Raw genomic sequence first — 25,236 nt, forward strand, 5'->3', positions numbered from 1 at the left:
ATGATGGTCTGGCCCGATTCCTCATCGGTGCGCACGCGGAAAGAGGGGTCCTCGGCGGCCAGGCGCGACAGCGCAATGCCCATCTTTTCCTGGTCGGCCTTGGTCTTGGGCTCGATCGCTTGCGCAATGACGGGCTCAGGGAAGGACATGCGCTCCAGGATGATCGGCGCGCTCGGGTCGCTCAAGGTCTCTCCGGTCGTCACCTCTTTGAGGCCCACACAGGCGGCAATGTCGCCGGCGCGGATCTCATCGATTTCCTGGCGCTCATTGGCATGCATCTGCACGATGCGGCCAATGCGCTCCTTGCGGCCACGGATCGGGTTGTAGACCAGGTCGCCCTTGCTGAGCACGCCCGAGTAGACGCGCACAAAGGTCAGCTGGCCCACAAACGGGTCGGTCATCAGCTTGAAGGCGAGGGCAGAGAACTTCTCGCCATCGTCGGCGCGGCGCGTTAACACCGTGCTGTCGTTCTCGTCTTCGCTGTGGCCAGTCACCGCAGGCACATCCAGCGGCGACGGCATGAGCTCGACCACCGCGTCCAGCAAGCGCTGCACACCCTTGTTCTTGAAGGCCGAGCCACACAGCATGGGCTGGATCTCGGTCGCAATCGTGCGCAGGCGCAAGCCGGCAATGATGTCGGCCTCGGGCAGGTCACCGTCGTTCAGGTACTTGTCGGTCAGCGCTTCGCTGGCTTCGGCCGCGGCTTCCACCATCTTGGTACGCCATTCCTGCGCAGAGGCCTGCAGCTCGGCGGGGATGTCCCGGTATTCGAACTTCATGCCCTGCGAGGCCTCGTCCCAGATGATGGCCTTCATCTTGATCAGGTCGATCACGCCGGAGAACTCGGCCTCGGCGCCAATCGGAATCACGATGGGCACGGGGTTGGCCTTCAAGCGGTCCACCATCATCTGGCGCACGCGGAAGAAGTCCGCACCAATGCGGTCCATCTTGTTGACAAAGGCCAGGCGTGGCACCTTGTACTTGTTGGCCTGGCGCCAGACGGTTTCGGACTGCGGCTGTACGCCGCCCACCGAGTCATAGACCATCACGGCGCCGTCGAGCACGCGCATGGAGCGCTCGACCTCGATCGTGAAGTCCACGTGACCGGGGGTGTCGATGATGTTGATGCGGTGCGCCGGGAAGTTGCGTTCCATGCCCGACCAGAAGGCCGTTGTCGCTGCCGAGGTGATCGTGATGCCGCGCTCTTGCTCCTGGGCCATCCAGTCCATCGTGGCGGCGCCATCATGCACCTCGCCCAGCTTGTGGCTCACCCCGGTATAGAACAGGATGCGCTCGGTCGTCGTGGTTTTTCCGGCATCGATGTGCGCAGAGATGCCGATGTTGCGATAGCGTTCTATGGGGGTATGGCGGGCCATGTTGACCTCCTTGGGTCGGTATATCAGCTGGATTCAGCTGCGTGTTACAGCCCTGTGCGCTCCCACTTTGCGACATCCGGTGCCTTCAGGACAGCACCGGCACAGGGCAAGAAAAGAGCGATATTAATAGTACGAAGACAATCGTACTGTCGTCATGGGTATTGGCGGTTTGGGGACAATAGCGCCCATCGGGCTGTCAGCCCTGCTGACCCAGGCAGAATGACGGCCTTTTATCCGGCCCGACGGGTCGATCGATGCGCGCCTCCGTGGCGCATGGACTCCGATGATTCCTCACCACCCTGAATCTGCGCAGATTCATCTGGAAAATGTGCTCACCGCGCTGGGCAACCCCACCCGGCTGGCGGTGGTGCGCGTGCTGGCCGATGGCCAGGAGCGCAGCTGCACGGCGCTGCTGCGCGACCAGACCAAGTCCACGATGACGCACCACTGGCGCGTGCTGCGCAGCAGCGGCGTGATCTGGCAGCGCCCTGCGGGGCGCGAGAATCTGTTGTCGCTGCGGCGCGAAGACCTCGATGCACGCTTTCCCGGCCTGCTCGACGCGATACTGTCGGCCACGCGCAGCGATGCGCTGACCGATGCCAGCACGGCCTGGGGTGAGCGCAGCTGAGCCATTGCCCATACAAGCCCGGTTTTTAGATTTTTGATGGATGGAGAAGCGCAGCATGCAAGACGCCAAGGCGCTGGTACTTTTTTCGGGTGGACAGGATTCCACCGTCTGCCTGGCTTGGGCTTTAAGCCGTTATGCCCATGTGGAAACGATTGGCTTCGACTACGGCCAGAACCACCGGGTGGAGCTGGAATGCCGCAGCACGGTGCTGGCTCACTTGCGCACGCAGTTTCCGCACTGGGCGGCAAAGCTGGGGGATGACCACCTGCTGAACATCGATGTGCTCGGCCAGATCAGCGATACGGCGCTGACCAGTGATGCCGCACTGGCCTACCAGGCCGATGGCCTGCCCAATACCTTTGTGCCGGCGCGCAACCTGGTCTTTTTGACCCTGGCCTCTGCCGTGGCCTACCGCCGCCAGTGCACGGTCCTGGTGGGCGGCATGTGCGAGACCGATTTCTCCGGTTACCCCGACTGCCGCGACAACACGATGAAGGCCATGCAGGTGGCGCTGAGCCTGGGCCTGGGCCGGCAACTGGTGGTGGAGACGCCGCTGATGTGGATCGACAAGGCCGCGACCTGGCAGCTGGCGCAGGACCTGGGCGGCGACGCCTTGACCGCGCTGGTGCAGGAAGACACCCACACCTGCTACAAGGGCGACCGCAGCGAGCGCCATGACTGGGGCTATGGCTGCGGCGAATGCCCGGCCTGTGCGTTGCGCGCCCAGGGTTTCGCCCGGTGGACACAGGGCGCCTAGGTCCTCCATGCCGCCCTAGCGCGGCGCCACCAGCGGCGCCTTGCGGTTGGCCATCGCCCGCTGAAACAGCGCCATAAAGCGGGGCGCTACCTTGGCGATGTGGTAGGCCTTGCCGGTCTCCAGCGCCGCCTGGGCATAGCGCTGGCGCCGGGCCGGGTCGTTGCGCAGCTGCCGTATCGCGTCGATCCAGTCGTCGTCGTTGTCGGGCAGCAAGAGGCCGTTGACGTTGTGGGCAATCAGCTCGGGTGCAAAGCCCCAGTTGGAGCCGATCACGCAGCCGCCGCGCGCCAGGATCTCCATCAGGCCCCAGTTGGCCACGCCGTAGCGCAACGGGTAGAGGAAGAGGTCGACCTCGGCCAGCAGCGCCGAGAACTGGCCATAGGGCAGGTGGCCGGGGAACTCGATCACATCAGCCGCAGGGTAGACCTTGAGCAGATGGTCGCGAAAACTCTCCACCTTGCCGCCGTAGCGCCGCTCCACCCATTGCTGCTCATAGCCGTAGGTGGAGGCCTTGGCATCGCCGATGGCGATGAAGCGGGTGTTCTGGCCATCGCCTTCGCGCACCATGCGGTCCACCAGCCGGATATAGGTCTCCAAGCCCTTGGCACTGGACAGATCCCGCGCCGAGAAGGCGATCGTGAAAGGCTTGTCGGCACGGCCTGCCCCATCTGCTGCTTCGCTGGCCGCGCCCCAATTGCGCAGCGGCGGCTGGATGTCAAAGCCTTCGAACTGCACCGCAATGCGGTCCTGCAGCAGCGCGGGGAACATCGAGCGCGCATAGGCGCTGGGCACGATGGTCAGGTCGCTGCACAGCACCTGGTGAAAGCTCAGCATCTCGGTGTTGCGGTCGCCCAGGCGCTGCGCCTGGTCGGGCGGGTAGGCGGCATCCCAGCCATGGGCCAGGTAGCTGGGAAACTCGATGTAGCTGATGATGGCGGCGTCCAGCTCGCCATACAGCCAGTTGGGCGCGCCCCACAGCGAATGGGCCACCACCACATCGATCTTGCGGCCTTGCGCGGCCTCGAAGTCTTCCAGCGCCTTGAGCACGCCCCGGCAGATGCGCGCCGAGCGCTCGACCTTGTCCGAGTAGTAGTAGCTCTGGGGGCCGACGATCAGTCCATCGGGCTGGAAGGACAGCAGGTGGTCGCAGTGCTTCTCATGGTTGGCCTTGTGACCGGGTGTGGTCATGAACCACGCATCGGCCAGGCCCTGGGCCCGCAGGTAGCTGCACAGCAGGCTGTACTGGCTCGGGTACACCGCGCCTACAAAAACGATCAGGGGTTTGTCTGTCATGGTCGGCCAAGGCTGGGTTTGCAGGGTCACAGGGGCAGGTTGTCGTTGGCTTGCGCGGCGGCTGGTGCCAGCGGCACCAGCGGTTCACCGTCCGAGATCTGGTACTTGCGCATCTTCTCCCACAGCACCTTGCGGCTGATGCCCAGTTGCTGCGCGGTGTGCTGGCGCCGCCAGTCGTTGGCATGCAAGGCCTCGATGATGCGGTTGCGCTCCTCCAGGTCCCAGTTGCTGCGGTCGGCCAGCAGCGGTTCGGCGGCATGGGGCTCCAGCGGAAAGGTGGTGGCCGACAGGCTCTGGGCCTGCAGCAGCAGCCGCTCGGTGGCGCCACCGGCATGCCAGTCCTGGGTCTGGCGGGCGGCCACGCCAACGCGCTCGGCCAGGTTGCGCAGTTCGCGCACATTGCCGGGGAAATACATTTGCGCAATCGCGTCGAGGATGAACATCGGCGGCCCACCCAGGCGTTCCATCATCTCCTCGCCCACCACCTTGCGCAGGATGCTGTTGAAGATGGCCAGCTTGTCGGCCTCGCCACGCTCTTCCAGACTGGGCATCTGCAGCTCGATCACCGCCAGGCGAAAGAACAGATCCGCCCGGAAGCGCCCGGCATGCACCAGCTCGCGCAGCGATTTGTTGGTGGCCGCCACCAGGCGAAAATCCAGCGCCACCGGCGACGTGGCGCCCAGCCGGGTCACCGTGCGCTCTTCGAGCACGCGCAGCAGCTTGACCTGCTGGTACAGCGGCAGATCGGCGATTTCGTCGAGAAACAGGGTGCCGCCATTGGCCTGCTCGAAAAAGCCCTTGTGCGCCGTCACTGCACCGGTGAACGAGCCCTTCGCATGTCCAAAGAACAGCGACTCGAACAGGCCATCGGGGATGGCGCCGCAGTTGACGACGACAAAGGGCCCCTGGCCGTAGTGCGTATTGCGCTCATGCAGGCGCTCGGCAATGCGTTCCTTGCCGGTACCCGTCTCGCCAAAGATCAGCACGCTGTGCTCGCAGTCGGCAAAGGTGTCCACATCGCGCAGCAGCGCCAGCATGCATTCGGCCTCGGCAATGATGTCGTCGCCACGGGGCTGCTTGTGCTTGGTGCTTTGCAGCCGCCGCACAATGCGCACCAGCATCGCCCGCAGTTCCGCGCCGGTAAAGTCAAAGGGCAGCACATGGGAGTACTCGGTGGCATAGGTGCCCGGTCCTTCGCCACGCGGTTTGGCGCTGACCCACAGCACCGGCATGCCGCCAAAGTTGCCCTCGATCCCCTGGCGCGTAAATCGCGCTCCTTCCAGCACCGACACACTGACCACGGCAATGGCGTTGCCGCCCTGTGCCACCACGGGCGACAGGGTCAGGCCATCGGCGCGCACCACGTCCACATCCAAGTTGACCATGCAGCGCTCCACCCGTTCTGCAATGTCCGCTTGGCCTTCCCAGACGTAGATGACCAAATCGTTCTGATTCACGTTCTATTCCCTCGGTTCTTCATGTCGCTGCGCTCACTCCTGTCCTCATTGCACGATCTGGGCGGTGTCGCATTGGATGTTGAGAACTTCCACACTGGCGCGACCAATTTCAATGCCCAGGCCCTGTAGCACCAGATCCAGCGCACTTCCAATAATGTTCAGCAGCGGTGCCAACAAGGCGCTCACCACCGTGACGATCACATTGAGAAGTGCATTTAGACCCCCTAGCAACCCGCCCAGCAGACCACCAAGCAGACTCCCCAGTACGCCGTAGTACTCGGCGTTCTTTACATCGCCAACCAGTGCTGGCACTTGCCGCAAAAGACTGCTGACCATATCGCCTAGCAGCAGTCCATTAGGGCCACTCAGTACACCGTCCTGGTGCACATGGACGCCTACCATGCACTCGTCCAACCGAGTCGTGTTGTAGGGACATGCCTGAGGATTGGGTCCTGAAGTCAGGGTGGCGCCTTCTAGCAGCGAGGTAGACAGCTTGCTCTGCACGCGCAGGCCACCCAAGAGGTTAAGCAGGTTCAGATCCACCAATTTCGTCTTCTGGCAAATGCCGTTGGCATTCAGCTCGCCAATACAGACGTCGCCAATCGCAGAGCGCACGGATATGTTGGCAGTGCGGTCATTTCTGCTTGGGGTGCATTGGATGGCTTCGAGCGTGCCGGTACTGCGTACCAAGTCAACCTGTATGGGGATGTGCACCCGGATACCCAACAAACCGCCTAGCACTGCACTCAGCAAACTGGGGGTAGTGACATTCTTTTCTTCACCAATATCGATGGACAGCCGCACCTGTGCACTGCGTGCCTTGGTCTGCCCATTGGCGGGGCCTATGGCATAGCGGGGAGGCTCCACCACAGTGAGCTTGGCATCCAGAATTCCGGGTAACTTCAGGCCCAGTGCAATGCTATTGTCACCATTGGCCAGGACCAACTGTGTGCGTACCAGATCAGCTACCTCTACGGCCACATCCAGGCTGGCACCAATAGGTGAGGCGTTACCGCCCGCGGAGATCAAGGCAAGCAATCCCTTGTCGCCGCCCAGCGGAATCTTTACATTTGCCAGCTGGAATGCCGCCAGGTAGGCGCGCAGATCGACCAGCGCGGCGATGTCGACACCGGCATTCAGCAGGCTGTCACCACCGGCCTGTATGGCTGCATCGATGAGGTCGATCACCGAAGCGTTCACATTGGCCAGGTCGTTGGGGGTCAGCAAGGACAGGTCATTGACGCCCACGGGCAGACCTATCAGTTTCAACAGACCTGCGGGCGTGATCTTGGCATTGGCAATGCCGTCCTTGTCGAGAATGGTCAGCCGCTCGATATCCAGCCCCACCAGCGCCGTAATCTGACCTAGCAAGCCAATGTTGTTGAAGCGCAGCAGCTGCGAGCCGATCGAAAAGGAGGCGAGTGGTTCGCTGTCCTTGGCGGATATCGCAGAGGCAGTTATCACGCGAGAACCCACAAAGGGCAGCAACTGCAGTACCTCACCTCGTAGCTGCACGCGAACCGCATTCACCGGATTGCCTAATGGAACAAAACGCATCGCGTCAGCCTTGCTACTGTTCCAATTTCCACAGCGAGGTTCGGGTTCTTCAAGGTCGATGGACACGCGCAACTGGCTAGATACGCTTCGCCTGGCAGCTGTCTCGCCAAGCGAACATGTGCTGGAGTCGTTATAGGTAATCGCATTGACTGCTTCAATTGCAGCAATATCGGCCACGCGTTGCAGATCGCGCTTGGCATAGTACATATAGCCAATCTGAACGACGCCAAGCAAGGTGACCAGCACAGCGGCCACCAGTGCAAATTGAACCAGCACCGAGCCGCGTTGAGTTGCGGGGAGGCGAGTTCGAGGGGAATGGGGAGACATGATGGCAATCCTCCTCATAGCATGGATGCAAAGTGCACCACGGTCTTTTCATAGAGCTGGCTGGGCTCGGTAATCCACTGGCCGGTGCTTCCAAACAAGGGGGCCAACTGGTAGCGCAGCTCGAAGCTGGCACTACCTATGCCGCTGCTGGGGCAGGCCCCTTGCCACTGTATGGCGGTGACCGTGAGCTGGGTGGCCACTGTTCCGGGGATGTCGCTGCGTTCCAGGCTGGCGCGTACCGATTGCTCCACACGTGACTGGATGGATGCCCGGTTGGCTATGGCCTGTTGCGGGTGGCAGGGGTCACCGACGCCAGCGGCCAGCACACTGAGAATCGCCCGTCCGCCGTCACCCGCAGCCCGGGTCAGTGACTGCTGTGCCTGGAAAGCGCGCCAGTACACCGCCAGGCCAAGCAGCATGATGATCATGAATACGGCAATCAACGCGAACTCGATGGCCGCTACCCCGCGCTGCCGTGGCACAGGCACGCCGATGTGGAGACGCAGGCCAAGATGCTTCATAGCATCCTCCTGTCGGCCAGTACACTGGCCTGTGCCTGCAGGCTAGCGGGTAGTACCAGGCCTAGCCCAGGGATAGCGGGGGCAATAGCGCCCTGGCCATAGTTCGCCATTCGGTAACTGACGAGCACCAGACACGGCGTGTCGACATTGCAATCCAGACCCGGGTTGAATGCGGTGTTCTGGTTGCAGCTGCTGTCATTCAGGCGGCAGAGGGTAAAGCTGATATCACCCTCGGCAGGCCGCAGCGCTGGCGGTAGCCAGTTCAGGGCATCGGCAGTGGTGCGGCGTGCCTGCAGGCTGCGGTGGAGCCAGGTGGGTGGGCTGGAGCCGACGATGGACGAGCTGGGGTAGCGCAGCGCTGCTCTGGCGCCTTCCTCGACTGCATACTGCATTGACTGGCGCACCAGGAAGGTCAGCCCGTAGCAGACGATGCCGTAGAGCAGCACAAAAAACACCGGAAAGATGATTGCCCACTCCAGTGCATACACCCCGCGCTGCTGGCGCGTGCGCTGGCAGCGAGCTGTGGAACGGAGTTGGTGCGTACGCATGGGGGGCTCTCAGTGCGCTTGTTATTGCTTCACATCCACGCCTGCCTCAAAGCGTTCGGGGATCTTGGTCTCAAAGCTCTTGAGGTAGCGCTGGTAGCTGCGGCGGGCCTGTTCGCCATCGATGGGACGTGGATGCACGCCGGGGGATGCCACCTGCATGGCCAGCAGGCGCTCGGTAGCACGGCCCACTACCAAGACCCGTTTGCGCCTGGCCTCTGGATCTTGCAACACGGGCTTGCCATTACTGGTCTGCAGCTGCATGTAGGGCTGGGGCATAGCCGGGGCACTGACAGCAGGAGGGGCAATGGCAGGCTGCTCGCGCACCGCATCGGTTGGGGCAGGTGGTTGGACCTCGACCGCAGCCACTGTACGGCTGGCATCGGACTGGGCCTGGGCCAAAGCCGTCAGGCCAACAGAGGCGGCCAGGCCGAGCAGTACAAGGCGCCAGTGGGGAAGGGAGCGAGAGGGGGACATGGTGGACTCCTGGTTCTGGGGCGACTAGGGTGCGATCGGGCGGGCAGGGGCGGCCCCGGGGACGTCGCTGCGCAAGGTCGTGGGTACGGCGGGGGAGGGGGTGGCGGGCGCGGCTGTCGGTGCAGTCAGTGGGCTGGCGGCAAGCGCTGCGCTGTCCATCGCCGGCGCCGCAGCAGCCGGTGCGGGCGTTGGCAACTCGCCACCGTTGCGCCGGCGCATGGCGGTCTGCACCGTCTGCAACTGGGCTTGCAAAGTCTGCATCGAGTTCGCATCAATCAGCGCGGGCACATTCTTGGCGGCCGGCTGGCTCAGCCGCTGCAGCAACTGCGAGGCCTGCGCCTTCTGGTCGCTGGCCATCAGGTAGAGGGCCAAATTGAGCTGCACCCGCGCATTGCCGGGGGCGAGCTGCGCCGCTTGCAGCACCGGCAGGTGGGCGGCCTCCGTCTGGCCATCCAGCATATGGGCGTAGGCCAGGTCACTCAGCACATCGGCATCAATGGGGTTGATCTGGCGCGCCATCTCGAGCTGCGCAATGGCGTTGGGGTACTGGCCCTGGCCGGCGTACAGCAGGCCCAGGCCACGCCGTGCACGCGCCACGGTGCTGCTGTCGGGGTCGGCCAGCAAGGCCTGGTAACCCTGTTCGGCCAATTTGCCTTGGCCGGTGTTGCGCAGCGCATCGGCGCGCATCAAGCGGATCTGCGGCTGGCTGCCGTACTGGCGCTCAAAGGCCTGCGTGTGCGCGAGAGATGCATACCACTGGTTGGCCTGCTGCATCTGGCGGATCAGGTTCAGATAGGTTTGCTGCGGGTCGATCTGGGTCAGCTGCGCGGCCTTCTCCATTTGCTGCTGCGCCTGGGCGGCCGTGCTTTGCTCGGCAGCGCCATAGCCCTGCGGGCCCTTCGAGGCGCAGCCGCCCAGCAGCGCGGCCGCCAGGGCCAGCAGCGGTAGGGACCGTGTTCGGGTGTTGCGGTAGGTCTGGCGCATGCTTATCGCCCTCCAATGGATGACAGGGAGCGGATCACCGCGGTAAAGCCGGGCCCTGCGGTGATCACGATCAATGCGGGGAGCAAGGTCAGCACCATCACGCCAGTCATCTTGACCGTGATCGCGCCTATCTTTTCCTTGAAGTTGGCCTGGCGTTTTTCACGCAGGCGCAGGCTGAAGTCGCGCAGCGGCTCCTGCACGGCGCCGCCGTGCCGGTCCACCTGTACCAGCAGGTTGACCACGGCACTCATGTCGTCATCCGCCCCCAGCATGGCCAGGCGCTGCAGCGACTGCTCACGCGTGCGGCCCGAGCTATAGAGCCGGTTGGCCAGGCCCAGCTCGGCGCTCAGCACCCGCAGCACACTGCCAAACTCGGTCGCCAGAATATGCAGGCTCTGGTCAATGCTCAGGCCCACACCTTGCAGCAGGCGCAACAGATCGACAAACAGCGGCAGCTCTTCGACCACGTGCTTGCGGCGGCCATTGGCCTTGGAACGCAGAATCCACTTGGGCAGCATCAGGCCCAGGCTAAAAGCTGCAAAGGCATAGAAAATGGCCTTCATGCCCTGCGGCTGTAGCACCAGCAATACCAGTGCTGGCAACAACAGGCACAGTGCCGTACGGCTGGCCACAAAAATGAGTCCGCCTCGGCCTACCTCGATGCCAGCTTGCTCCATCAGTTTGCGGTCCTCCTGGGCAAACAAGGCCTTGGCCAGTCCCGTCTCCAGCCAGGCGGGTGGCTTGAGGCGTTCGAGCACCTGCTGGGCGGCATCCTGGTCGCTCTGAGGCGTGGTCGCGCTCAGCGGCTGCAGGCCCGGCATCGGAAAAGGCTGTATTACCGCCGCCGCCATTGCCTCGCGCTGCTGTAGCAACTGCTGCACCCGTTGCTCGGTGCGCTCGGCACGGCGCTGGCGCAGCATCAGCCTGCTGGCGAGCATCAGCAGTCCCAGCGCCGCCAGTGCCAGGCTCGCAATCCACAGTTGGTCAGCAGTCATGCGCAGCCCTCCGCTCCACCAGCCAGCGCTTGGCTGCTACCCGGCCGGCATTCGTCGTGGCGATTGGATATAGACATCTGTCGACCTCCTTACTTCAGACGTGCCAGCCGGTACAGCAGAAAGGAGCCAAACACCTCTAACCCCGCTGCGGCAAAAATCATCTTCTGACCGGTGCCGTCGTTCCACATGCGCATGAAGTAGCCCTGGTTGAGCAGCATGATCAAGGTGCCGACAACGATCGGCAGCAAGGCCAGCACCCAGGCGGAAAGGCGCACCTCGGCCGACAGCGCATGCAGCTCGCGCTCGGCCGATTGGCGGTCGCGGATATAGGCCGATACCCGCTCCAGCACCTGGTCCACCCGGCCGCCATAGCGTGTGCTCATGCGGAATACGGCAGCGAGCAGGCCAAATTCGGGCAGTTTCCAGGTGCGCTCCAGCTGCGTCATCGCCTGGCCCAGGTCGGGCGAGACGCTGAGCGAGGCATTGACATGCTGCAAGGCGCTGCCCAGCGGCTCGGGCACATTGCCGCTGGCAAACTGGAAGGCGGCATGGGGCGAGTTGCCGATGGAGATCAGGCGCACCATATTGTCCAGAAAGCCGGGCAGCAGCGAGAGCATCTTGGCGCGGCGCTTGCTCACCCGGTGCCAGATGCCAAACCAGGTCAGCAAAGCATAGACCCCCAGCACCATCATTCCCAGCAAGGCGCCTGCTTGCAGTGCAACCACAAATGCGAGTACCAGGCCCAGCCCGGCGATCATCACCAGGCCACGCGGGCTGATGCCCCAGGCGCCATAGCCCAGATGGTCATACAGCCATTGCCGTGCCGAAGCCGAAGTGCTGGCTGCGGCGGGCAAGTCCGTCGAGGCGCGCGGATCAGACACCATGCCAGGCATCGGTGCTGCCGCAACGCTGGCCATCAGGTCGCGCTGGATATCGCGGCTGCGCTGCATATGGCCGGCAATCGATTGCCGCGCCTGCTGCTGGCGCGCACGGGAGAACAGCCACAGCGCCAGGGCCAGCAGAGCGCAGGCAAGGGCGGCGATGACCAGGACGGCGGGGTGGATGTTCATCGTGGCCCTCCGCTGCTGCCAGCCTGCTGTTGACCCCGCCACCAGGCCAGCAATTTGGGGGAGTGGGGGGAGATGCCCATGGAGACCCATTGGTCCTGCTCCTGACCATCCGGACCGATCTGGGCCTCGTAGCGGTACAGCTCCTGGGTGGAGATCATGTTGTCCGTCATGCCCGTCACCTCAGTCAGCGACAACAGGCGCCGGCGGCCGTTGGAGAGGCGGCCGATCTGCACGATAAAGTCCACCGCATTGGCAATCTGGCGGCGCAGGCTCACTTCGCTGCCCTGAAAGCCGGCAAAGCCGGCCAGCATCTCTGCGCGGTAGAGGCATTCGCGGGGCGAGCTGGCATGGATGGTACCCATGGATCCATCGTGGCCGGTGTTCATCGCCTGGAGCAACTCCAGCACTTCGCCACTCCGCACTTCGCCGACGATGATGCGGTCGGGCCGCATGCGCAGGCTGTTGACCAGCAGGTCGCGGATGCTCACATGGCCCGAGCCATCAAAGCTGCCCGGCCGGCTCTCCAGCCGCACCACATGGCTGTGGTTGAGGGCCAGCTCGGCGGTGTCCTCAATGGTCACGATGCGCTCGTTGCTGGGGATAAAGCTGGCCAACGCATTGAGCAAGGAGGTCTTGCCCGAGCTGGTGCCGCCGCTCACCAGAATGTTGCAGCGGGCCTTCACCGCCATCTCCAGAATGCGGCAGATGTCTTCGCTAAAGCTCCCCAGCTGCACCAGGTCCTTGGGCGTCAGCGGATCCTTGCGGAACTTGCGGATCGAGACCGTGGGGCCGTCGATGGCCAGCGGGCCGATGATCACATTGATACGGCCACCATCGGGCAGGCGGGCATCGACCATGGGGCTGGATTCATCGAGCCGCCGGCCCAGCGGCGCCAGAATGCGCCGCACGATGCGCAGCACATGCTCGTCGTCCTTGAAATGCGAGGCCTCGCGCTCGAGCATGCCGCCGCGCGAGACATAGATGTCCCGGTAGCCATTGATGAGGATGTCCTCGACCCTCGGGTCTTCCAGCAGTGGCTGCAGCGGGCCCAGGCCGGTCAACTCGCGGCTGAGCGCCTCGGCCACCTGCCGCGCTTCCTGCTCATTGACGGGCACCGCATGCAGGCGGATAAAGCTGTCGAGTTCGAGCTTCACAAACTGCGCAATTGCCGCCTGTGACCAGCGGCCAAACTCCGCCCCCAGTTCCTCGATGCGGCTGAGCAAATGCTCGTAGGCATGGTTCTTCAGATCGGCGAGCAGCTGGGCATGCTGCAAGCTGTCGCTGGTAGCGGTGGCGGCGTTGGTGTAGTCCGGGGTGGTCATGGTCGTGTTCAGTGGCCGCGCAGGCGCTGGAGAAGGGTTTGCAAGGGGCCTGCCGCACTGCTGCGGTGGCCCGGGCGCTGTGGGTGGTGCTCGGCCAGCAGCTGATCAGCCAGCTGGGCGACGGCCTTCACATAGGGCTCGCTGCGGCGCTGCGCCTGCAGCAGCTGGCCACGGTTGACCTCCTGCATCAGCGGTCGGCGGCGCTCCGGAATGCGGCCCAGCAGTGGCAATTGCAACTGCGCCGCCATATGGGTAGCCGCCAGCTCCAGGCGGCTGTCATGGCGGTTCACAAGCAGTTCGATGCGATCGGCTGCAACGCCCATGGCCTGCAGCTGCTGCAGCAGCTCGGCCGTCCAGACCACACTGGCCACGCTCTGGTCGCAAACCAGCCACACCTCGCTGGCCTGCGGCAGCACCTCGGCCATTACCGGCACCGGAGTGTCGGCGCCCAAATCCAGCACCAGGTGCTCAAAGTACTGGCCCAGGCGCTGGACCAGCGCGTCAATCTCGCCGGCCACTGGCGGCGTGGCATGCCGGGGCATCGTCAGCAGACGCAGGCCGCTGGGGTGGCGCGCCAGCGCACTGGCCGCCATGCGCTTGTCCAGGCGGCGCTGCTGGCTGAGCGCATCGGCCAGGCTGAACTCGCCCGGGGTGTTCAGGTAGATGGCGCAGTCCCCGCCCGAGCTCCCCATGTCCAGCAACAAGGTGTGCAAGCTTTGCGCATCGGCCGCATGGCTGGCGGGCGCTGTGGCTTTGGCGCCATGGGCCGGGCTCAGGCCTTCTTGCAGTTGCCAGGCCAGGTGCGATGCGAGCAGGCTGCAGCCCAGGCCGGCGCGGGCCGAGAGCAGCGCGGTGATCGGGGCGGTGTCCGCGCGGCGGAGGTCAACGGCAGCGGGGCGTGCCAGCAACTGGCTGACCACGCGCTGGGCCGGCTCCAGCGGTGCATCCAGATCCAGAAAATCCTGTACGCCCGCGCGCAGCGCGGCCAGCAGGCATGGGGCTTCCTGCGCATGCCCGATTGCCAGGCGAGGGATATGCGGGAATGCCTGCTGCAGTTGCGCCACCAGCGCCGTAGCGGCATCGACATTGGCGCCATCAAACTGCACCAGCACGGCATGGGGCTGCAGCTGCCGCACTTGCTCGGCTACCGTGTACAGGCTTGGGGCAACATGGGGCTGGGCGCCGCCCAGCAGTCGCTGCATCCAGACCAGCGCCAGTGCGCCTTGCGGCGCGGGCGCTTGCACCAGCAGCAGTGGCACCGTGGCGGCGCTGTCGGCCGTGTGGTCGGCATGCGGGGGTACCTGTGTCAGCGAGGGAGGCACGGCGCGCAAGGCGGGGCGCTCGCTGGCATCTGCCGGCGCAGGCCGTGCCTGGCCGGGCCGGGGCGTCAGCAGGTCGGCCAGCGAGGGGCTCTCGGGCGCGGGGCCTGCGCTGTGGGGGGCGAGAGAATCCTTGTTCATGGCATCAGTACGAAAAGCCGGGCAGGGGCGAGTCGGCATAGGGCGCACCCACGGCATAGGGCGCCCATACGCGGCCAGCATTGGGCAGTTCCTGCTGCGCACCAGGCAGCAGGGCCTCCAGGTTGGTGCCCGCGGGCAAGGGCTGCACCAGGCGTGGCGTGACGATGATCACCAGCTCGGTCTCTTCCTGGGAGTAATCCAGATTCTTGAAGAAGGTGCCCAGGATGGGCAGGTCACCGAGCAGCGGCACCTTTTTGACGTTGGACAGGGTCGAGCGGCTGACCAGCCCGCCAATGACAAAGCTCTCGCCGTCGGCCAGCTCGACAAAGGTGTCGGCCCGGCGCGTGCGCAGCGCGGGAACCGAGATATCGTTGATGGTCACGCCCTGGGTGTAGTCCAGGTCGCTGGCCTCGGGCGCCACCTTCAGGGCGATGCGCTCATTCGACAGAATGGTCGGTGTCAGCTGCAGCTTGACGCCAAACTCCTTGTACTGGATGGAAATGCTGTTGCTGCCGCCGCTGGGCACCGGAATGGGGATTTCGCCACCCGCCAGAAAGCTCGCGGTCTGGCCGCTATGGGCCACCAAGGTGGGCTTGGCCAGCACGCGCGCCAGGCCATTGCCTTCCAGAAAGCCCAGCTGCGCGGTAATGCCCCGGCCGCTGAAGGCGCGGCCAAAGCCGAGCACCAGGTTCATCGCACTGGCAATGGCCGAGGTGCCGTTGTCGCCGCCGTTACCATTACCACTGCCGCCGTTGGACGAGCCACTGCTGCTGCCATTGCTGCCAGGGGTGTAGACCCCGAACTGGAAGCCATGGTCATTGGCGCCACCGCTGTTGAGCTGCACGCCCGCACGCCGCATGGCCGATTTCTTGAATTCCACCACCTGTACATCCACCTGCACGGTATTGCTGCGCACGTCCACCTTGGACAGGTCGGCCAATGGCGTGCCTTTGGGGGCCAGGGCGGCCAGTTCTGACGCGGCACGCGCGTGCTCGGGGAGGGACTGCAGGCGGCGCTCCAGCAAAAGGCGCGGGCCGCTGACCACGATGCTCCAGGTCTGCGGTTCGCCTTGCGTAGGCCAGACCATCAAGGTCGTGCTGCCAGCAGCCTTGGGGGTCAGCAGCAGTTCGGCTTGGCGGGTGGGGCGCTGGCCTGCTGCCTTGCCGGCTGCGGGCTTGCCGGTCTGGGGCAGTTCGCCCAGCACCTGCACATCCAGCACCGCAGGGTCGCCAATGGCGATGCGTGCAATGGCGATACCGGGTTTGAACAGCTGCTGCTGGCCTTGCACCAGTGCTAGGGGCTGCACGTTCATGACAGCGGGCGCCACCGGCTGGGCCTGCACGGCCAAGGTGCCGGCCAGCAGGGGCAGCCAGGCGGCGGATGCGAGTGCAGTGGTTCTCATAGTCGTTTCCCTCGTCTCTCTCGTTCTGGTTCCGGGCCTTGCGGGCCCGTGTGCGCTGTGGTGGCGCGGCCGGCCGGGGCTGACAACCCCGGTCGCCCTCAATAACGTACGGTCTGCGCGCTGGCGCCCTGGTAGACCTCTACCGTGCGCAGCGGTACGGACGGGGCAGCAGGTGCCGCAGGCGCCTTGGCCTGCGTGACGGCGGGCGGGCGGCGCACCGGTTTGCTGTCGGCGCCCGTTGCCAGGTCCTTGAAGCGCAGGCCGGCAAAGGAGCGGTCCATGTCCTGCAATTGCTCGCCCTTGGCCAGCTTGCCCGCTACCGGCTGCAGCACGGTAGGCAGCGCGGCAAACAGTGCCGGGTCGGGCACGCGGCTGTCATCGGGGTGGCGCAGCGCCAGGCTCAGCTGGCCGTATTTCTCGGCCAGGGTCAGGCGCTCCACATCCTGCAAAGGAACGGCCAGCACGGCGGTGGCTGCGTTGCGCGCCGCCTGCGCATCTTGCGTATTGCGCCGGGCGGCATTGGCACTGCTGCCGGTCTTGGCGGCCTCTTGCTCGTCCTGCTGGCGCTGGGCCGGGGTAAGCGGTGGGTTTTCCACACTGGCTGCACCATAGGCCAGCACACGGGTGCGTGCCAGCAGCAGCCGGGTCTGGCTGTCCACCTCGGCGGCATCGGTCTTGCCATCCAAGGTGAAGAACACATCGACAAAATCGCCGGGCCGCACATGGTGGCCGGCGGCCATGGCCTCACGGATACCGACGGACACCGCGCGTTGACCGGGTTCGACCTGCAATGCCAAACCGCTGATCAGCTGCTGTTCAAACAGCGGTGCATCGGGCACCAGGGCCATCGTGGTGGTGCGGCCCAGCAGTGCATCGGTCGTCGAGAAACTGGACGCTACCGCCACCGGCAACTGCGCGATCTTGATATCGTCGGCTACCAGGCGCTGGCCTGCGGCAATGGGTTTGGCTGCTACCACGACTGCGTGGGTAGGGGCAGGTGGGCTGGCGGAGGTGCCGCTGGCCTCGGTTACGGGTGCCACGGGACGGTTGGCCGTCTGGCGGCCCAGCAGCAAGGCGCCCAGGCCCAGGGCCAAGGCCAGTACCAGCAGCAGGCCGGCAAGTATCTTGGTGAGGTTCATGGTCGGAGGCTCCTGGAGGTTGAACACGGCATATGCTTTGCTGTCGCGGCAGCGCATGCGGCCCAGCGGGCGACAGCAAAGCACATGGAAAATGGATAAGGTGTGATGGCCATATCTGCTTGCCTTTATCCGGTGATGGGACCTGCATTACGCATCAGCAGCACGATGGCCACCAGGGCCATATAGCCTGCATAGGGGATGCTGCGTGCGGGGCCTGATGGGCGGTTGGATGCAGCGGCGTCGGTACCAGTTGTCGTAGCGGGTTGCAGCAGCGGTGCCCAACGCACAGGCAGCTTGGCCTGCAGCATGGCCCCTTGGGGACTGCGTACCAGGCTGCGCCATGCGAGTACCGCCATGCCGTGCAGGCCGGCCAGCAAGCTGGCTCCGAGCCAGATCGCCAGCAGGTGCGCAGACAGACCAAACCACAGACCGGCGACCGCCGCAAACTTGACATCGCCTGCACCCATCCAGCGGATGGCGTAAAGCGGCAGCAAGGCGGCAAAGGCCACCGCCATCCCTGCCAGGCCTTGCCAGGGCAACAGATCGAACGGTTGCGCACCTCCGAACAGTGCTGCCAGGCCTGTGGCCAGGCCCAGCAGCACCATCCAGTTGCGCACCTTGCGGCTGCGCAAGTCCATGACTGCTATGGCGATGAGCCATAGCAGCAGGATCCAGGTAGAGGCAGTGGTTGCCATGTCAATCAACTTATGGGGTGATTCCGTCCAGGGCCGCTCCAATACGATCAAACAGATCATTCAGATTTCCACCCAGTGCGGTGAGTGCGGTAATCAGCGCCACAGCAATCAGCCCCGCAATCAACCCATACTCAATGGCGGTCGCGCCTTCTTCATCGTTCCAGAAGTTCTTGATGATGTTGGTCATGATGCTCTCCATTTACATAGCCCAGCTGAAAAACAGTGGCAGGCGTGGGCAAGCGCCTGTCGCTGTGGAAACCCGTACCTCTTACCAGCGCAGAGCGCGTGCTGCACCGGGGCCTTGCGGCTGGCTGAGCAACTGCGCGTCCCATCGGTGGTCCAGGCGCAGCGGCAGGTGCTGTGCCGTCAAAACAGGGGGGGAGGTAGAGGGTGTGCCGGGCCGGGCAGGGGCTGCGCGGCTGCTGGCCAGCGGCGCGGGGCCAGGGCCGGCAAAGGGGCGCTGCGCAGCGGCAGGCGCGGGGGCATTCGCAGAGCGCTGGGCAAAGAGCTGGTCCAGCCAGTGCTCGGGCAAGTCGCGGGGCAGCAACTGGCCGGTGGTGCGGGTCAGGCGCAGTTCATTGATGCGCTGGTCATACATGGCGTCGGCGGCGTCCAGCATCAGGCGCTGCACATCGAGCTGGGCATCGAGCACCTGCGACAGGTTGCCCCGGCCCACTTCCAAGAGGCGCCGGTAGCCGTCAAAGGCGGCGCTGGCTTCGCGCACGGCATCGCGCAGCTGGGTTTCGCGCGCGCGGCCCGCTTGCCAGCGGCCCCAGGCCGATGAGGCAGCCTCATGCACCTGGCGGCGCACGGCTTCTTGCTGGGCCTGCTGCGCCTGCAGCTCGCTGATGGCCTTGAGGATGCGGTCGCGCAGCTCAAAGCCATTGCCAAAGTTCCAGTTCAGCTCGACGCCATAGCGCGTGCCTTCGGTATAGAGCACGCTCTTGGGATCGCGGGTGTGCGAGACGACGGCCGCGACCGTGGGCCAGCGCTGGGCCTTGCTGCGGTCCACCTCGGCCTGGGCGCGCGCGATCAGATGAGCGATCTCGCGCAGCTCGGCGCTTTGGTTTTCGGCGGCCAGCAGCGCGGCTTGCTCATTGGTCGGCACCCAGAAGCTGGGCACCTGGGGCTCGGGCAGCCAGGACAGACTGGGGATGTAGTTGAAGTAACGGGTAAAGCGGGCCTGCGCATCGATGCGCTGGGCTTCGAGGGCATTTTGCTGGGCCAGGGCGCTGGCGCGGCGCGATGCGGCCTGGCGCAGGTCATTACGGCCGACGGCACCCAACTCGGCGCGGCGCTCCTCCACCCGCGCCAGCTGGCCGATGATCTCGGCCGATTCGGCGGCAATGCGGGCCTTGGTCTGGAAGCGGTGCAGCTCCAGCAACGCGGACAATGCGTCGAGCAGCACATTCTGGCGCGTGGTGTAGAGGGCGCTGCTTTGGGCCGCTTCCATCGCCTGCGCCGATTCGATGCCGGCGCTGATGGCGCCGCCGTCGAGCAGGTTCATGCGCACTTCGGCATTCACTGCCGTGTAGGAGCTGCGGCGCCCACCCTGGGGCAGTGCCGCATTGCCGGCCGAGGTGCCGAGCTTGAACGTGGGCCAGCGTGCGCCTTCTGCGGTATGGGTGTCGTAGCCCGCCGATTCCACCGCGGCGCGCGCCTTGCGCACATCGGGGTGGTCGCTCAGCATGGCGTAGAGCGCGGCCAGCAGTTGTTGTTGGGATGCGTTGCCCGCCAGCGTGCCGGGCATCAGTTTGGGCGCCATCTGCAATGCGGCAGCCGGGCTGGAGCTGGCGGGGGAAACGGGGGCGTTTGCCGTTGGAGCAGGCCGTGCTGCAGGGGTGGTTGGCGCAGCATGGCTGGCCACCTCAGGCGCGGAAACTGGGCTTTCAAGCGCAGGCTCAGCCCTTTGCACGCGCAGCGGCATCTCCAGCACCGGCGGGGCATCGTGCAGGCTGTTGTCCTGCGCGGGCACGGTGCCATCGGAGAAGCCCTGGGCCTGCAGATCACTGCCCGCCAAGGCCATCGTGAGCGCACAGACGATTCCCCACACAGCAGAGCCCTGCGGCTCGGCACCTGCCGGGCAAGCCAGCCGGGGCTGCGCCGCCAGGTAGTGGGCCGGCTGACAGCTGGGGAGAAGGGGGGCAAAGAGGCGCATGGCTCAAGGCTCCCGGAAAGCTTCGCTCTGGATATGCAGCACGGGGCGCAGCAGGTACCAGATAAAGGGCTCGCGGCCCAGCAGCAGATCCAGCTCGGCCTGCATGCCGGTGGTGATGCGGTTGTCCTTGCGGCCGACCCAGGGCTGGGCCAGGCTGGCCTGGATCCGGAAATACGAAGGCGCATCGGGCACGTTCGGGTCGTGGTCGGCATCGGCCGATACCAGCGTGACCTTGCCAGGCACAAAGCCATAGCGCAGGTAGTCATAGGCACTGACCTTGGCCTTGGTGGCCTGGCCGGCACGCACATAGCCCCGGTCGGCCGGGTTCAGGCGCGCTTCGACGATGACCTCGTCCTTGTCGGGCACGACTTCGAGGATTGCCTCGCCAGGCTTGACCACCCAGCCCGCGCCCGAGCTGCGCAGCCCTTTGACGACGCCGTCGGTCGGGGCCAGCACCACGGTGCGGCTGCGCTGGTTGCGCGCCCGGGACAGGTCCTCGCTCAGGCTGAGCAGTTCGCGCTCGGTCTGCGCCAGCTCTTCGGAGGCACGGCGCCGGAACGCGCCCTGGGTTTCGAGAATCTTGGCCTGCGCCTGCTCGACCTTGGCACGGTTGCTGACCAGGCTTTGCGTGGCGGCCGCCAGATCGGTGCGCACCAAGGTCAGCGCGCGTTGCTTGTCCAGCACTTCAAGCTGGCCGATCAGTTGCTCGGCCGCCAGCTGCTGGGCGATGGCGGCCTCTTGCTCATGCAGCGCCAGGCTGCTGCGCAGACCGTCAATACGGGCCTGGCTTTGGGCCACATCACCTCTGGCCTGCAACAGCATGGCCTGGCTGGACGCGAGGCTGCCCTGGTATTCCAGCGCGCGCGACGAGAACGCGCCCAGCTCGGCACGCACGATCTTGTTCTCCAGCTCCTTGGGGAAGTCCGAGGCTTTGAGCGCCAGGCCCTGGCTCTCGGCCGTCAAGCGCGTGCGGCTGGCCTGCGCAGTGGCGCTGCGGGCCGTCAGCTGCTCCAGGTTCAGGCTGCTGCCGCCCAGGTCAATCTCCAGCAGCGGCTCGCCCTTGTGCACTTCCTGGCCTTCTTTCACATGCACGGTGGTGACAATGCCGCCCTCCAGGTGCTGCACGGTCTGCACGCGGTCCGACGGAATCACCTGGCCGGTGGCGACCACGACGTTCTCCACGGGGTAGAACAGGCCCACCATCACCAGCACGGCCAAGGCCGCCAATGCGATACGGCGTTGGTTGCGGCCGGGTGCGGGTGTACCGGGATCGGGTGCGCGCTCCAGGTTTTGCAGCACCTGGGGCAGGTCATGGAGGGAGCGGGCCGTCATGATGCCAACTCCTGGGCCTGGGCCGGGCCGGATGCCGGTGATGGCTTGGCGGCGGCAGCAGCGCTGCGCGATGCGGTGGCCTCATTGGCAGCAGCCGCTGGCTTGTGGCTGACGCCAAAGAGCAGCGGCAGCATCTGCTCGGGCTGGCCCTGGTCGACCTGGCCATCGCCGCGCACATGGTAGATATGCTGGGCAAGCGATGCCACACGCAGCGAATGGGTGACGATGATGACGGTGTGTTTGGTCGCAATCTGGCGCAGCGTCTGCAGCAGCGCGGTTTCGCTCTCGAAATCGAGGTCATTGCTCGGCTCGTCGAGGATCAGTACCGAAGGGTTGCGCAGAAAGAGCTGGGCGAGGCCGAGCTTGCGCAGCTCGCCGGCGGACAGGCCCGCGCCGCCTTCGCCAAGCACCGTCTGGTAGCCCTGGGGCAACCGGCTGATGAAACCGTGCGCACCGGACAGCTGGCAGGCCGCCAGAATCTGGCCGTCATCGGCATCGGGGCTGACCATGCGCAGGATATCGACGATGGGACCACTGAACCAGTAGGTCTGCTGCGCGAGGCACCCGACCCAGCGGCCCAGGTCATTGCGCGGGAACTGCGCCATGTCATATTCGTCGATGGAGATGGTGCCCTGCGTGGGCTGGTAAAGACCGGCGAGCAGCTTGGCCAGCGTGGATTTGCCGGCGCCATTGCGGCCCAGGATTGCATGGATGCCGCCGGGGCCGATCTGCAGCGACACGTTGTCCAGCGCCAGATGGCCCGATGGGTACTGGAAGCTGGCCTGTTCCAGGCGGAACACGCCGCGTGGCCGGGGCAGCGCGATGCGTTGGCTATCGGGCTCCAGCGGCTCCTCCAGCGCATCCTGCAGGCGCGCAGTGGCCTCATTGGCGCGGGCCAGCGAACGCCAGTTGCTGGCCAGCTGGGCAATCGGGCCCAAGGCCTTGCCCGACAACAGGTTCACGGCCATCAGGCTGCCGATGCTCATCCACTGCGCATTGATGGCCAAGGCACCCACAGTGATGACGGCGACCGAGAACAAGGTCAGCAGCACATGGCTGGTTTCCTTGGCGTTTTCCATCTCGCCGTTTTTCTCGAAGCTCTCGGCCAGCCAGCGGTCATAGCCGGACTGCCAGGCCTGCTGGGCTGCTGCGTCATAGCCCAGCACCTTGAGCGTGCCGCGTGCATTGCAGATCTCGGCCGTGCCACGGTCCAACTGGCGCGCCTGCTCGACTTCTTCGACCCGGCCGCTGCGCACCTCGTCGGCCCACCACCAGGCCAGCACCGCCAGGATGACCATGGCCACGACGATCACCGGCAGCACCGGCCAGGCGATGATGCCGATCACGATCAGTGCGAGCAGGGCCATCGGCAGATCCAGCACCGAGGAGGCCACGCCGCCCGAGATGCACGAGCGCATCGAGCCGACATCGCGGAACAGCTGCAACCATTGCGTGGCCGAGCGCTGCTCCAAGGTGAGCAGCGGGTGGCCCAGCATGGAGCGCATCAGGCTTTGCGAGACTTCGCGGTCAATCGTGGCGCCGGCTTCGCGCAGCGCACGGGCACGCTTGCGGCGCAGGTAAAGCTCCAGCGCCAGCATGCAGAGCACGCCGGCAACCATGGCGGTGAGGGTGGCCGTGCCGCCGCGTGAGATGACGCGGTTATAGACCTGCAGCAAGAAGATGGAAGGCAGAAGGCCGAGCAGACTGATGGGCAGGGACAGCCAGACGGCCTGGTGCAAATGGCCTTTGGCATGGGCAAACGACGTCGCCATCGCAGAGGCAAACGGGCTGGCGGTCGCCGCTTCGGCCTCCTGGGCCTGCGCCGTGGCTTCGGTGCGTGACACCAAGGCGCGGGGTAGCAGGTACTCGATCATGTAGGTCTCTCCCAATTCCTCTCAGCTATCCACTGCTGCACTGCACAAATACTCTTATCTATTTATTTGTTTTTGTTATTAAGTCGTAGAACCAACCGCTGTTTGGTTCACCCATTGCTCTAATTTACTTTGATTTTTATCAAACATATCCCGGATGGTAGGTGGTAAGAAATTGTATTTTTTTATGGCAAATGTCACCCGCCCAGATACTTAATATAGGGTTTGATTAAATATTGGCGGAACGGAGTGGTTGAAGTTTTTTTCTATGTAAATGTTCAACAAATTAATAGTGCTTGCTAATCAAAAATTGATTAATTGCGGGACAGCGATATGGTGAATCCACTGGTAGCTGCGCCAGCTGCTGGCCTGGGACGGATCGGCATGCGCAAAGGGATCGATAAACGCGGTGTACTCGCGGGTGTCGGGCGGTAGAAACATCGCTGTTTCCGGGTGAATGCGTTGCGGCAGGTTGGCGCGCAACGGCTGGCGCAGCGCTGCGAGCCAACTGCAGCTTTGCAAATGGCGGCGTGCGGCGGCCATCGCCGGTTGCAAGGCCAGCTCGGCCACGGCAATCACGGACCAATCGGGTTGTGGTGCAGAAGCACCGCCATGGGCGAGCAGATGCCACTGCAGCCAGTGCCGGGTCAGTGCTTCCAGCGCCGCCATCTCGGGCGCCACCATGCGGGTGGGGCTGGCGTCACTGTGCAGGCCGGTGTTGCTCGCCGGTACGGCAGTGCCTGCCGCAGCTAGTGGCCCAGCGGCGCCCAGGCAGCCTGCATAGGCGGTCAGTGCCACCAAGCGCCAGGCGGGTGCCAGTGCGGCCGGTTTGGGTGTGGGCAACGGGGGTTGCAAGTCGCTTTCGGGCAGCGGCTGAAGGGCTGCTATGCGCCGGGCCAACTGCGCCATTGCGGGCATCACGCTGTCCAGCGCGTCGGACTCGGCCTGCGCATAGCGGGCCAGTACCAGCAGGCACAGCGCATGGTTCAGGCGCTGCGCGCGCTCCGCCTGTTCGTCCCTGATGTATTCGCACAGCTGCAGCGCTGCGCGACCCAGCAGTTGGGACAGACCACGCTGCGGCATTGCCGGGCCGTCGCCCCCCTGCTGCTGGTAGTGGTGCTGTACCAGCAGCAGCGCATAAAGCCGTGCGCAAAAGGCGTCCAGGCGCTCGCTGCTCCAACTGTCTGAGGCGGGCTCGGGCGCGGCCAGTGCTTGCAGTATCGCCAGACTGGGATCTCCCGGCGGGGGGCCGGCTGTGGCTGCTGCGGCTTCCAGCGGCCCGCTGCTGCGCGACGGACCGGCTCCCGCGCGTGGCAACGGTGTCAGGCTGCCCTCGCTGTTGACCAACAGGCCTTGCAGATGCAGCAACCAGTGCGCGCGGGGCAGGCTGTCTGGCTGCTGGGCGCCCCCCGCCAGCCAGCTGCGGGGCGCTGACGCCGTTGCTGGCCAGTGCTGCGGTGGTAGCAGCTGGACCTGCTCCAGGCTCTCATCGGCCAGCGCCCAGGCCGACACGGCGGGCTGCGGGCCCGGTAGAACGGAGGCGGCGGCTTCCAACGCGCTGATTTGCAGGGGCCAGTCGATGCGCAACTCCAGGCAGTCAAGGCTGCGGCTCCAGGCCCATTGCCGCACCTGGGTCGAGCCTGCGCGCCACGCGGCATCCAGGGTGGCGCGGCGCACATAGAAGGTGGCCACGGGCTCACCCGGCGTGGCCACGCTCAGCAGCAGGATGCAATCACCGAAGGGCTCGGGCAGCGGGCTGGTGCGGGTTTTCAGGTAGTCCAGGCCCAGGCCCAGTTGCTGGACCAGGCTGGGCTGTGTGCTCCAGCGGTGGGATGCTTGGTGCGCCAACACGGGGCCTCCAGGGGGCTGA

Annotated in this window: 22 protein-coding genes; 2 read left to right on the forward strand and 20 right to left on the reverse strand. The window is 65.0% G+C overall.

The features are described 5' to 3' along the window. The coding region (gene fusA, locus ACHWUQ_RS15530) for an elongation factor G (protein ID WP_394681662.1) at positions 1-1,376 on the reverse strand (1,376 nt) is incomplete at its 3' end. 283 nt (positions 1,377-1,659) lie between these two features. Between fusA and ACHWUQ_RS15535 the strand changes: the two genes are divergently transcribed. Together ACHWUQ_RS15535 and queC are read left to right on the forward strand one after the other, a co-directional pair. Continuing rightward, the gene (locus ACHWUQ_RS15535) at positions 1,660-2,004 is read left to right on the forward strand and encodes a helix-turn-helix transcriptional regulator (protein ID WP_239811750.1); all 345 of its coding nucleotides are present in this window, start codon (positions 1,660-1,662) and stop codon (positions 2,002-2,004) included. A 55-nt stretch (positions 2,005-2,059) separates the two neighbouring features. Then, positions 2,060-2,761 carry a 7-cyano-7-deazaguanine synthase QueC gene (queC, locus tag ACHWUQ_RS15540; protein ID WP_394681663.1) on the forward strand — a complete coding sequence of 234 codons (702 nt, stop codon included), beginning with the start codon at positions 2,060-2,062 and terminating at the stop codon, positions 2,759-2,761. A 15-nt stretch (positions 2,762-2,776) separates the two neighbouring features. On the opposite strand, the gene ACHWUQ_RS15545 is transcribed toward queC, so the two are convergent. From ACHWUQ_RS15545 to ACHWUQ_RS15635, 19 genes are all read right to left on the reverse strand, one after another. Then, positions 2,777-4,054: a glycosyltransferase gene (locus tag ACHWUQ_RS15545; RefSeq protein ID WP_239811752.1), complete on the reverse strand. Its 1,278-nt coding sequence runs from the start codon at positions 4,052-4,054 to the stop codon at positions 2,777-2,779. A gap of 26 nt (positions 4,055-4,080) precedes the next feature. Beyond that, positions 4,081-5,511 carry a sigma 54-interacting transcriptional regulator gene (locus ACHWUQ_RS15550; protein WP_394681664.1) on the reverse strand — a complete coding sequence of 477 codons (1,431 nt, stop codon included), beginning with the start codon at positions 5,509-5,511 and terminating at the stop codon, positions 4,081-4,083. Between the two features lie 45 nt (positions 5,512-5,556). Continuing rightward, the gene (locus ACHWUQ_RS15555; RefSeq protein ID WP_394681665.1) at positions 5,557-7,395 is read right to left on the reverse strand and encodes a TadE/TadG family type IV pilus assembly protein; all 1,839 of its coding nucleotides are present in this window, start codon (positions 7,393-7,395) and stop codon (positions 5,557-5,559) included. Between the two features lie 14 nt (positions 7,396-7,409). Further along, entirely contained in the window at positions 7,410-7,916 is a 507-nt protein-coding gene (locus ACHWUQ_RS15560; protein ID WP_394681666.1) for a TadE/TadG family type IV pilus assembly protein, read from the reverse strand. Next, complete coding sequence (locus ACHWUQ_RS15565) at positions 7,913-8,464, reverse strand: TadE/TadG family type IV pilus assembly protein (RefSeq protein ID WP_394681667.1); 552 nt, start codon at positions 8,462-8,464, stop codon at positions 7,913-7,915. The genes ACHWUQ_RS15560 and ACHWUQ_RS15565 overlap by 4 nt, the downstream gene beginning before the upstream one ends. A 21-nt stretch (positions 8,465-8,485) precedes the next feature. Continuing rightward, positions 8,486-8,938 (reverse strand): DUF3613 domain-containing protein, encoded by a 453-nt coding sequence (locus tag ACHWUQ_RS15570; protein ID WP_394681668.1) that lies wholly within the window; start codon positions 8,936-8,938, stop codon positions 8,486-8,488. Between the two features lie 24 nt (positions 8,939-8,962). Continuing rightward, on the reverse strand, positions 8,963-9,922 hold the full coding sequence (locus ACHWUQ_RS15575; RefSeq protein ID WP_394681669.1) for a tetratricopeptide repeat protein: 960 nt from the start codon (positions 9,920-9,922) through the stop codon (positions 8,963-8,965). Positions 9,923-9,924: 2 nt separating this feature from the next. Then, complete coding sequence (locus tag ACHWUQ_RS15580) at positions 9,925-10,917, reverse strand: type II secretion system F family protein (protein ID WP_394681670.1); 993 nt, start codon at positions 10,915-10,917, stop codon at positions 9,925-9,927. A gap of 89 nt (positions 10,918-11,006) precedes the next feature. Then, on the reverse strand, positions 11,007-11,987 hold the full coding sequence (locus ACHWUQ_RS15585; RefSeq protein WP_394681671.1) for a type II secretion system F family protein: 981 nt from the start codon (positions 11,985-11,987) through the stop codon (positions 11,007-11,009). Then, positions 11,984-13,309: a CpaF family protein gene (locus ACHWUQ_RS15590; protein WP_394681672.1), complete on the reverse strand. Its 1,326-nt coding sequence runs from the start codon at positions 13,307-13,309 to the stop codon at positions 11,984-11,986. Before ACHWUQ_RS15590 ends, ACHWUQ_RS15585 begins: the two co-directional genes overlap by 4 nt. Positions 13,310-13,317: 8 nt before the next feature. Beyond that, positions 13,318-14,769 carry a CpaE family protein gene (locus ACHWUQ_RS15595; protein WP_394681673.1) on the reverse strand — a complete coding sequence of 484 codons (1,452 nt, stop codon included), beginning with the start codon at positions 14,767-14,769 and terminating at the stop codon, positions 13,318-13,320. Positions 14,770-14,773: 4 nt separating this feature from the next. Continuing rightward, on the reverse strand, positions 14,774-16,171 hold the full coding sequence (locus ACHWUQ_RS15600) for a type II and III secretion system protein family protein (RefSeq protein WP_394681674.1): 1,398 nt from the start codon (positions 16,169-16,171) through the stop codon (positions 14,774-14,776). A gap of 98 nt (positions 16,172-16,269) precedes the next feature. Continuing rightward, positions 16,270-17,310, reverse strand: coding sequence for a Flp pilus assembly protein CpaB (cpaB, locus tag ACHWUQ_RS15605; RefSeq protein ID WP_394681675.1), 1,041 nt, complete (start codon positions 17,308-17,310; stop codon positions 16,270-16,272). Between the two features lie 125 nt (positions 17,311-17,435). After that, the gene (locus ACHWUQ_RS15610; protein ID WP_394681676.1) at positions 17,436-18,005 is read right to left on the reverse strand and encodes a prepilin peptidase; all 570 of its coding nucleotides are present in this window, start codon (positions 18,003-18,005) and stop codon (positions 17,436-17,438) included. 10 nt (positions 18,006-18,015) lie between these two features. After that, positions 18,016-18,192: a Flp family type IVb pilin gene (locus tag ACHWUQ_RS15615; protein WP_394681677.1), complete on the reverse strand. Its 177-nt coding sequence runs from the start codon at positions 18,190-18,192 to the stop codon at positions 18,016-18,018. An 81-nt stretch (positions 18,193-18,273) separates the two neighbouring features. After that, entirely contained in the window at positions 18,274-20,163 is a 1,890-nt protein-coding gene (locus ACHWUQ_RS15620) for a TolC family protein (RefSeq protein WP_394681678.1), read from the reverse strand. Between the two features lie 3 nt (positions 20,164-20,166). After that, the gene (locus tag ACHWUQ_RS15625) at positions 20,167-21,495 is read right to left on the reverse strand and encodes an HlyD family type I secretion periplasmic adaptor subunit (RefSeq protein WP_239811767.1); all 1,329 of its coding nucleotides are present in this window, start codon (positions 21,493-21,495) and stop codon (positions 20,167-20,169) included. After that, positions 21,492-23,369, reverse strand: coding sequence for a peptidase domain-containing ABC transporter (locus ACHWUQ_RS15630; RefSeq protein WP_394681679.1), 1,878 nt, complete (start codon positions 23,367-23,369; stop codon positions 21,492-21,494). Before ACHWUQ_RS15630 ends, ACHWUQ_RS15625 begins: the two co-directional genes overlap by 4 nt. Before the next feature lie 300 nt (positions 23,370-23,669). Beyond that, entirely contained in the window at positions 23,670-25,217 is a 1,548-nt protein-coding gene (locus ACHWUQ_RS15635; RefSeq protein WP_394681680.1) for a hypothetical protein, read from the reverse strand. Positions 25,218-25,236: the final 19 nt, after the last annotated feature.

It is taken from the genome of uncultured Comamonas sp., assembly GCF_964277875.1.
Classification (GTDB): domain Bacteria; phylum Pseudomonadota; class Gammaproteobacteria; order Burkholderiales; family Burkholderiaceae_C; genus Comamonas; species Comamonas sediminis.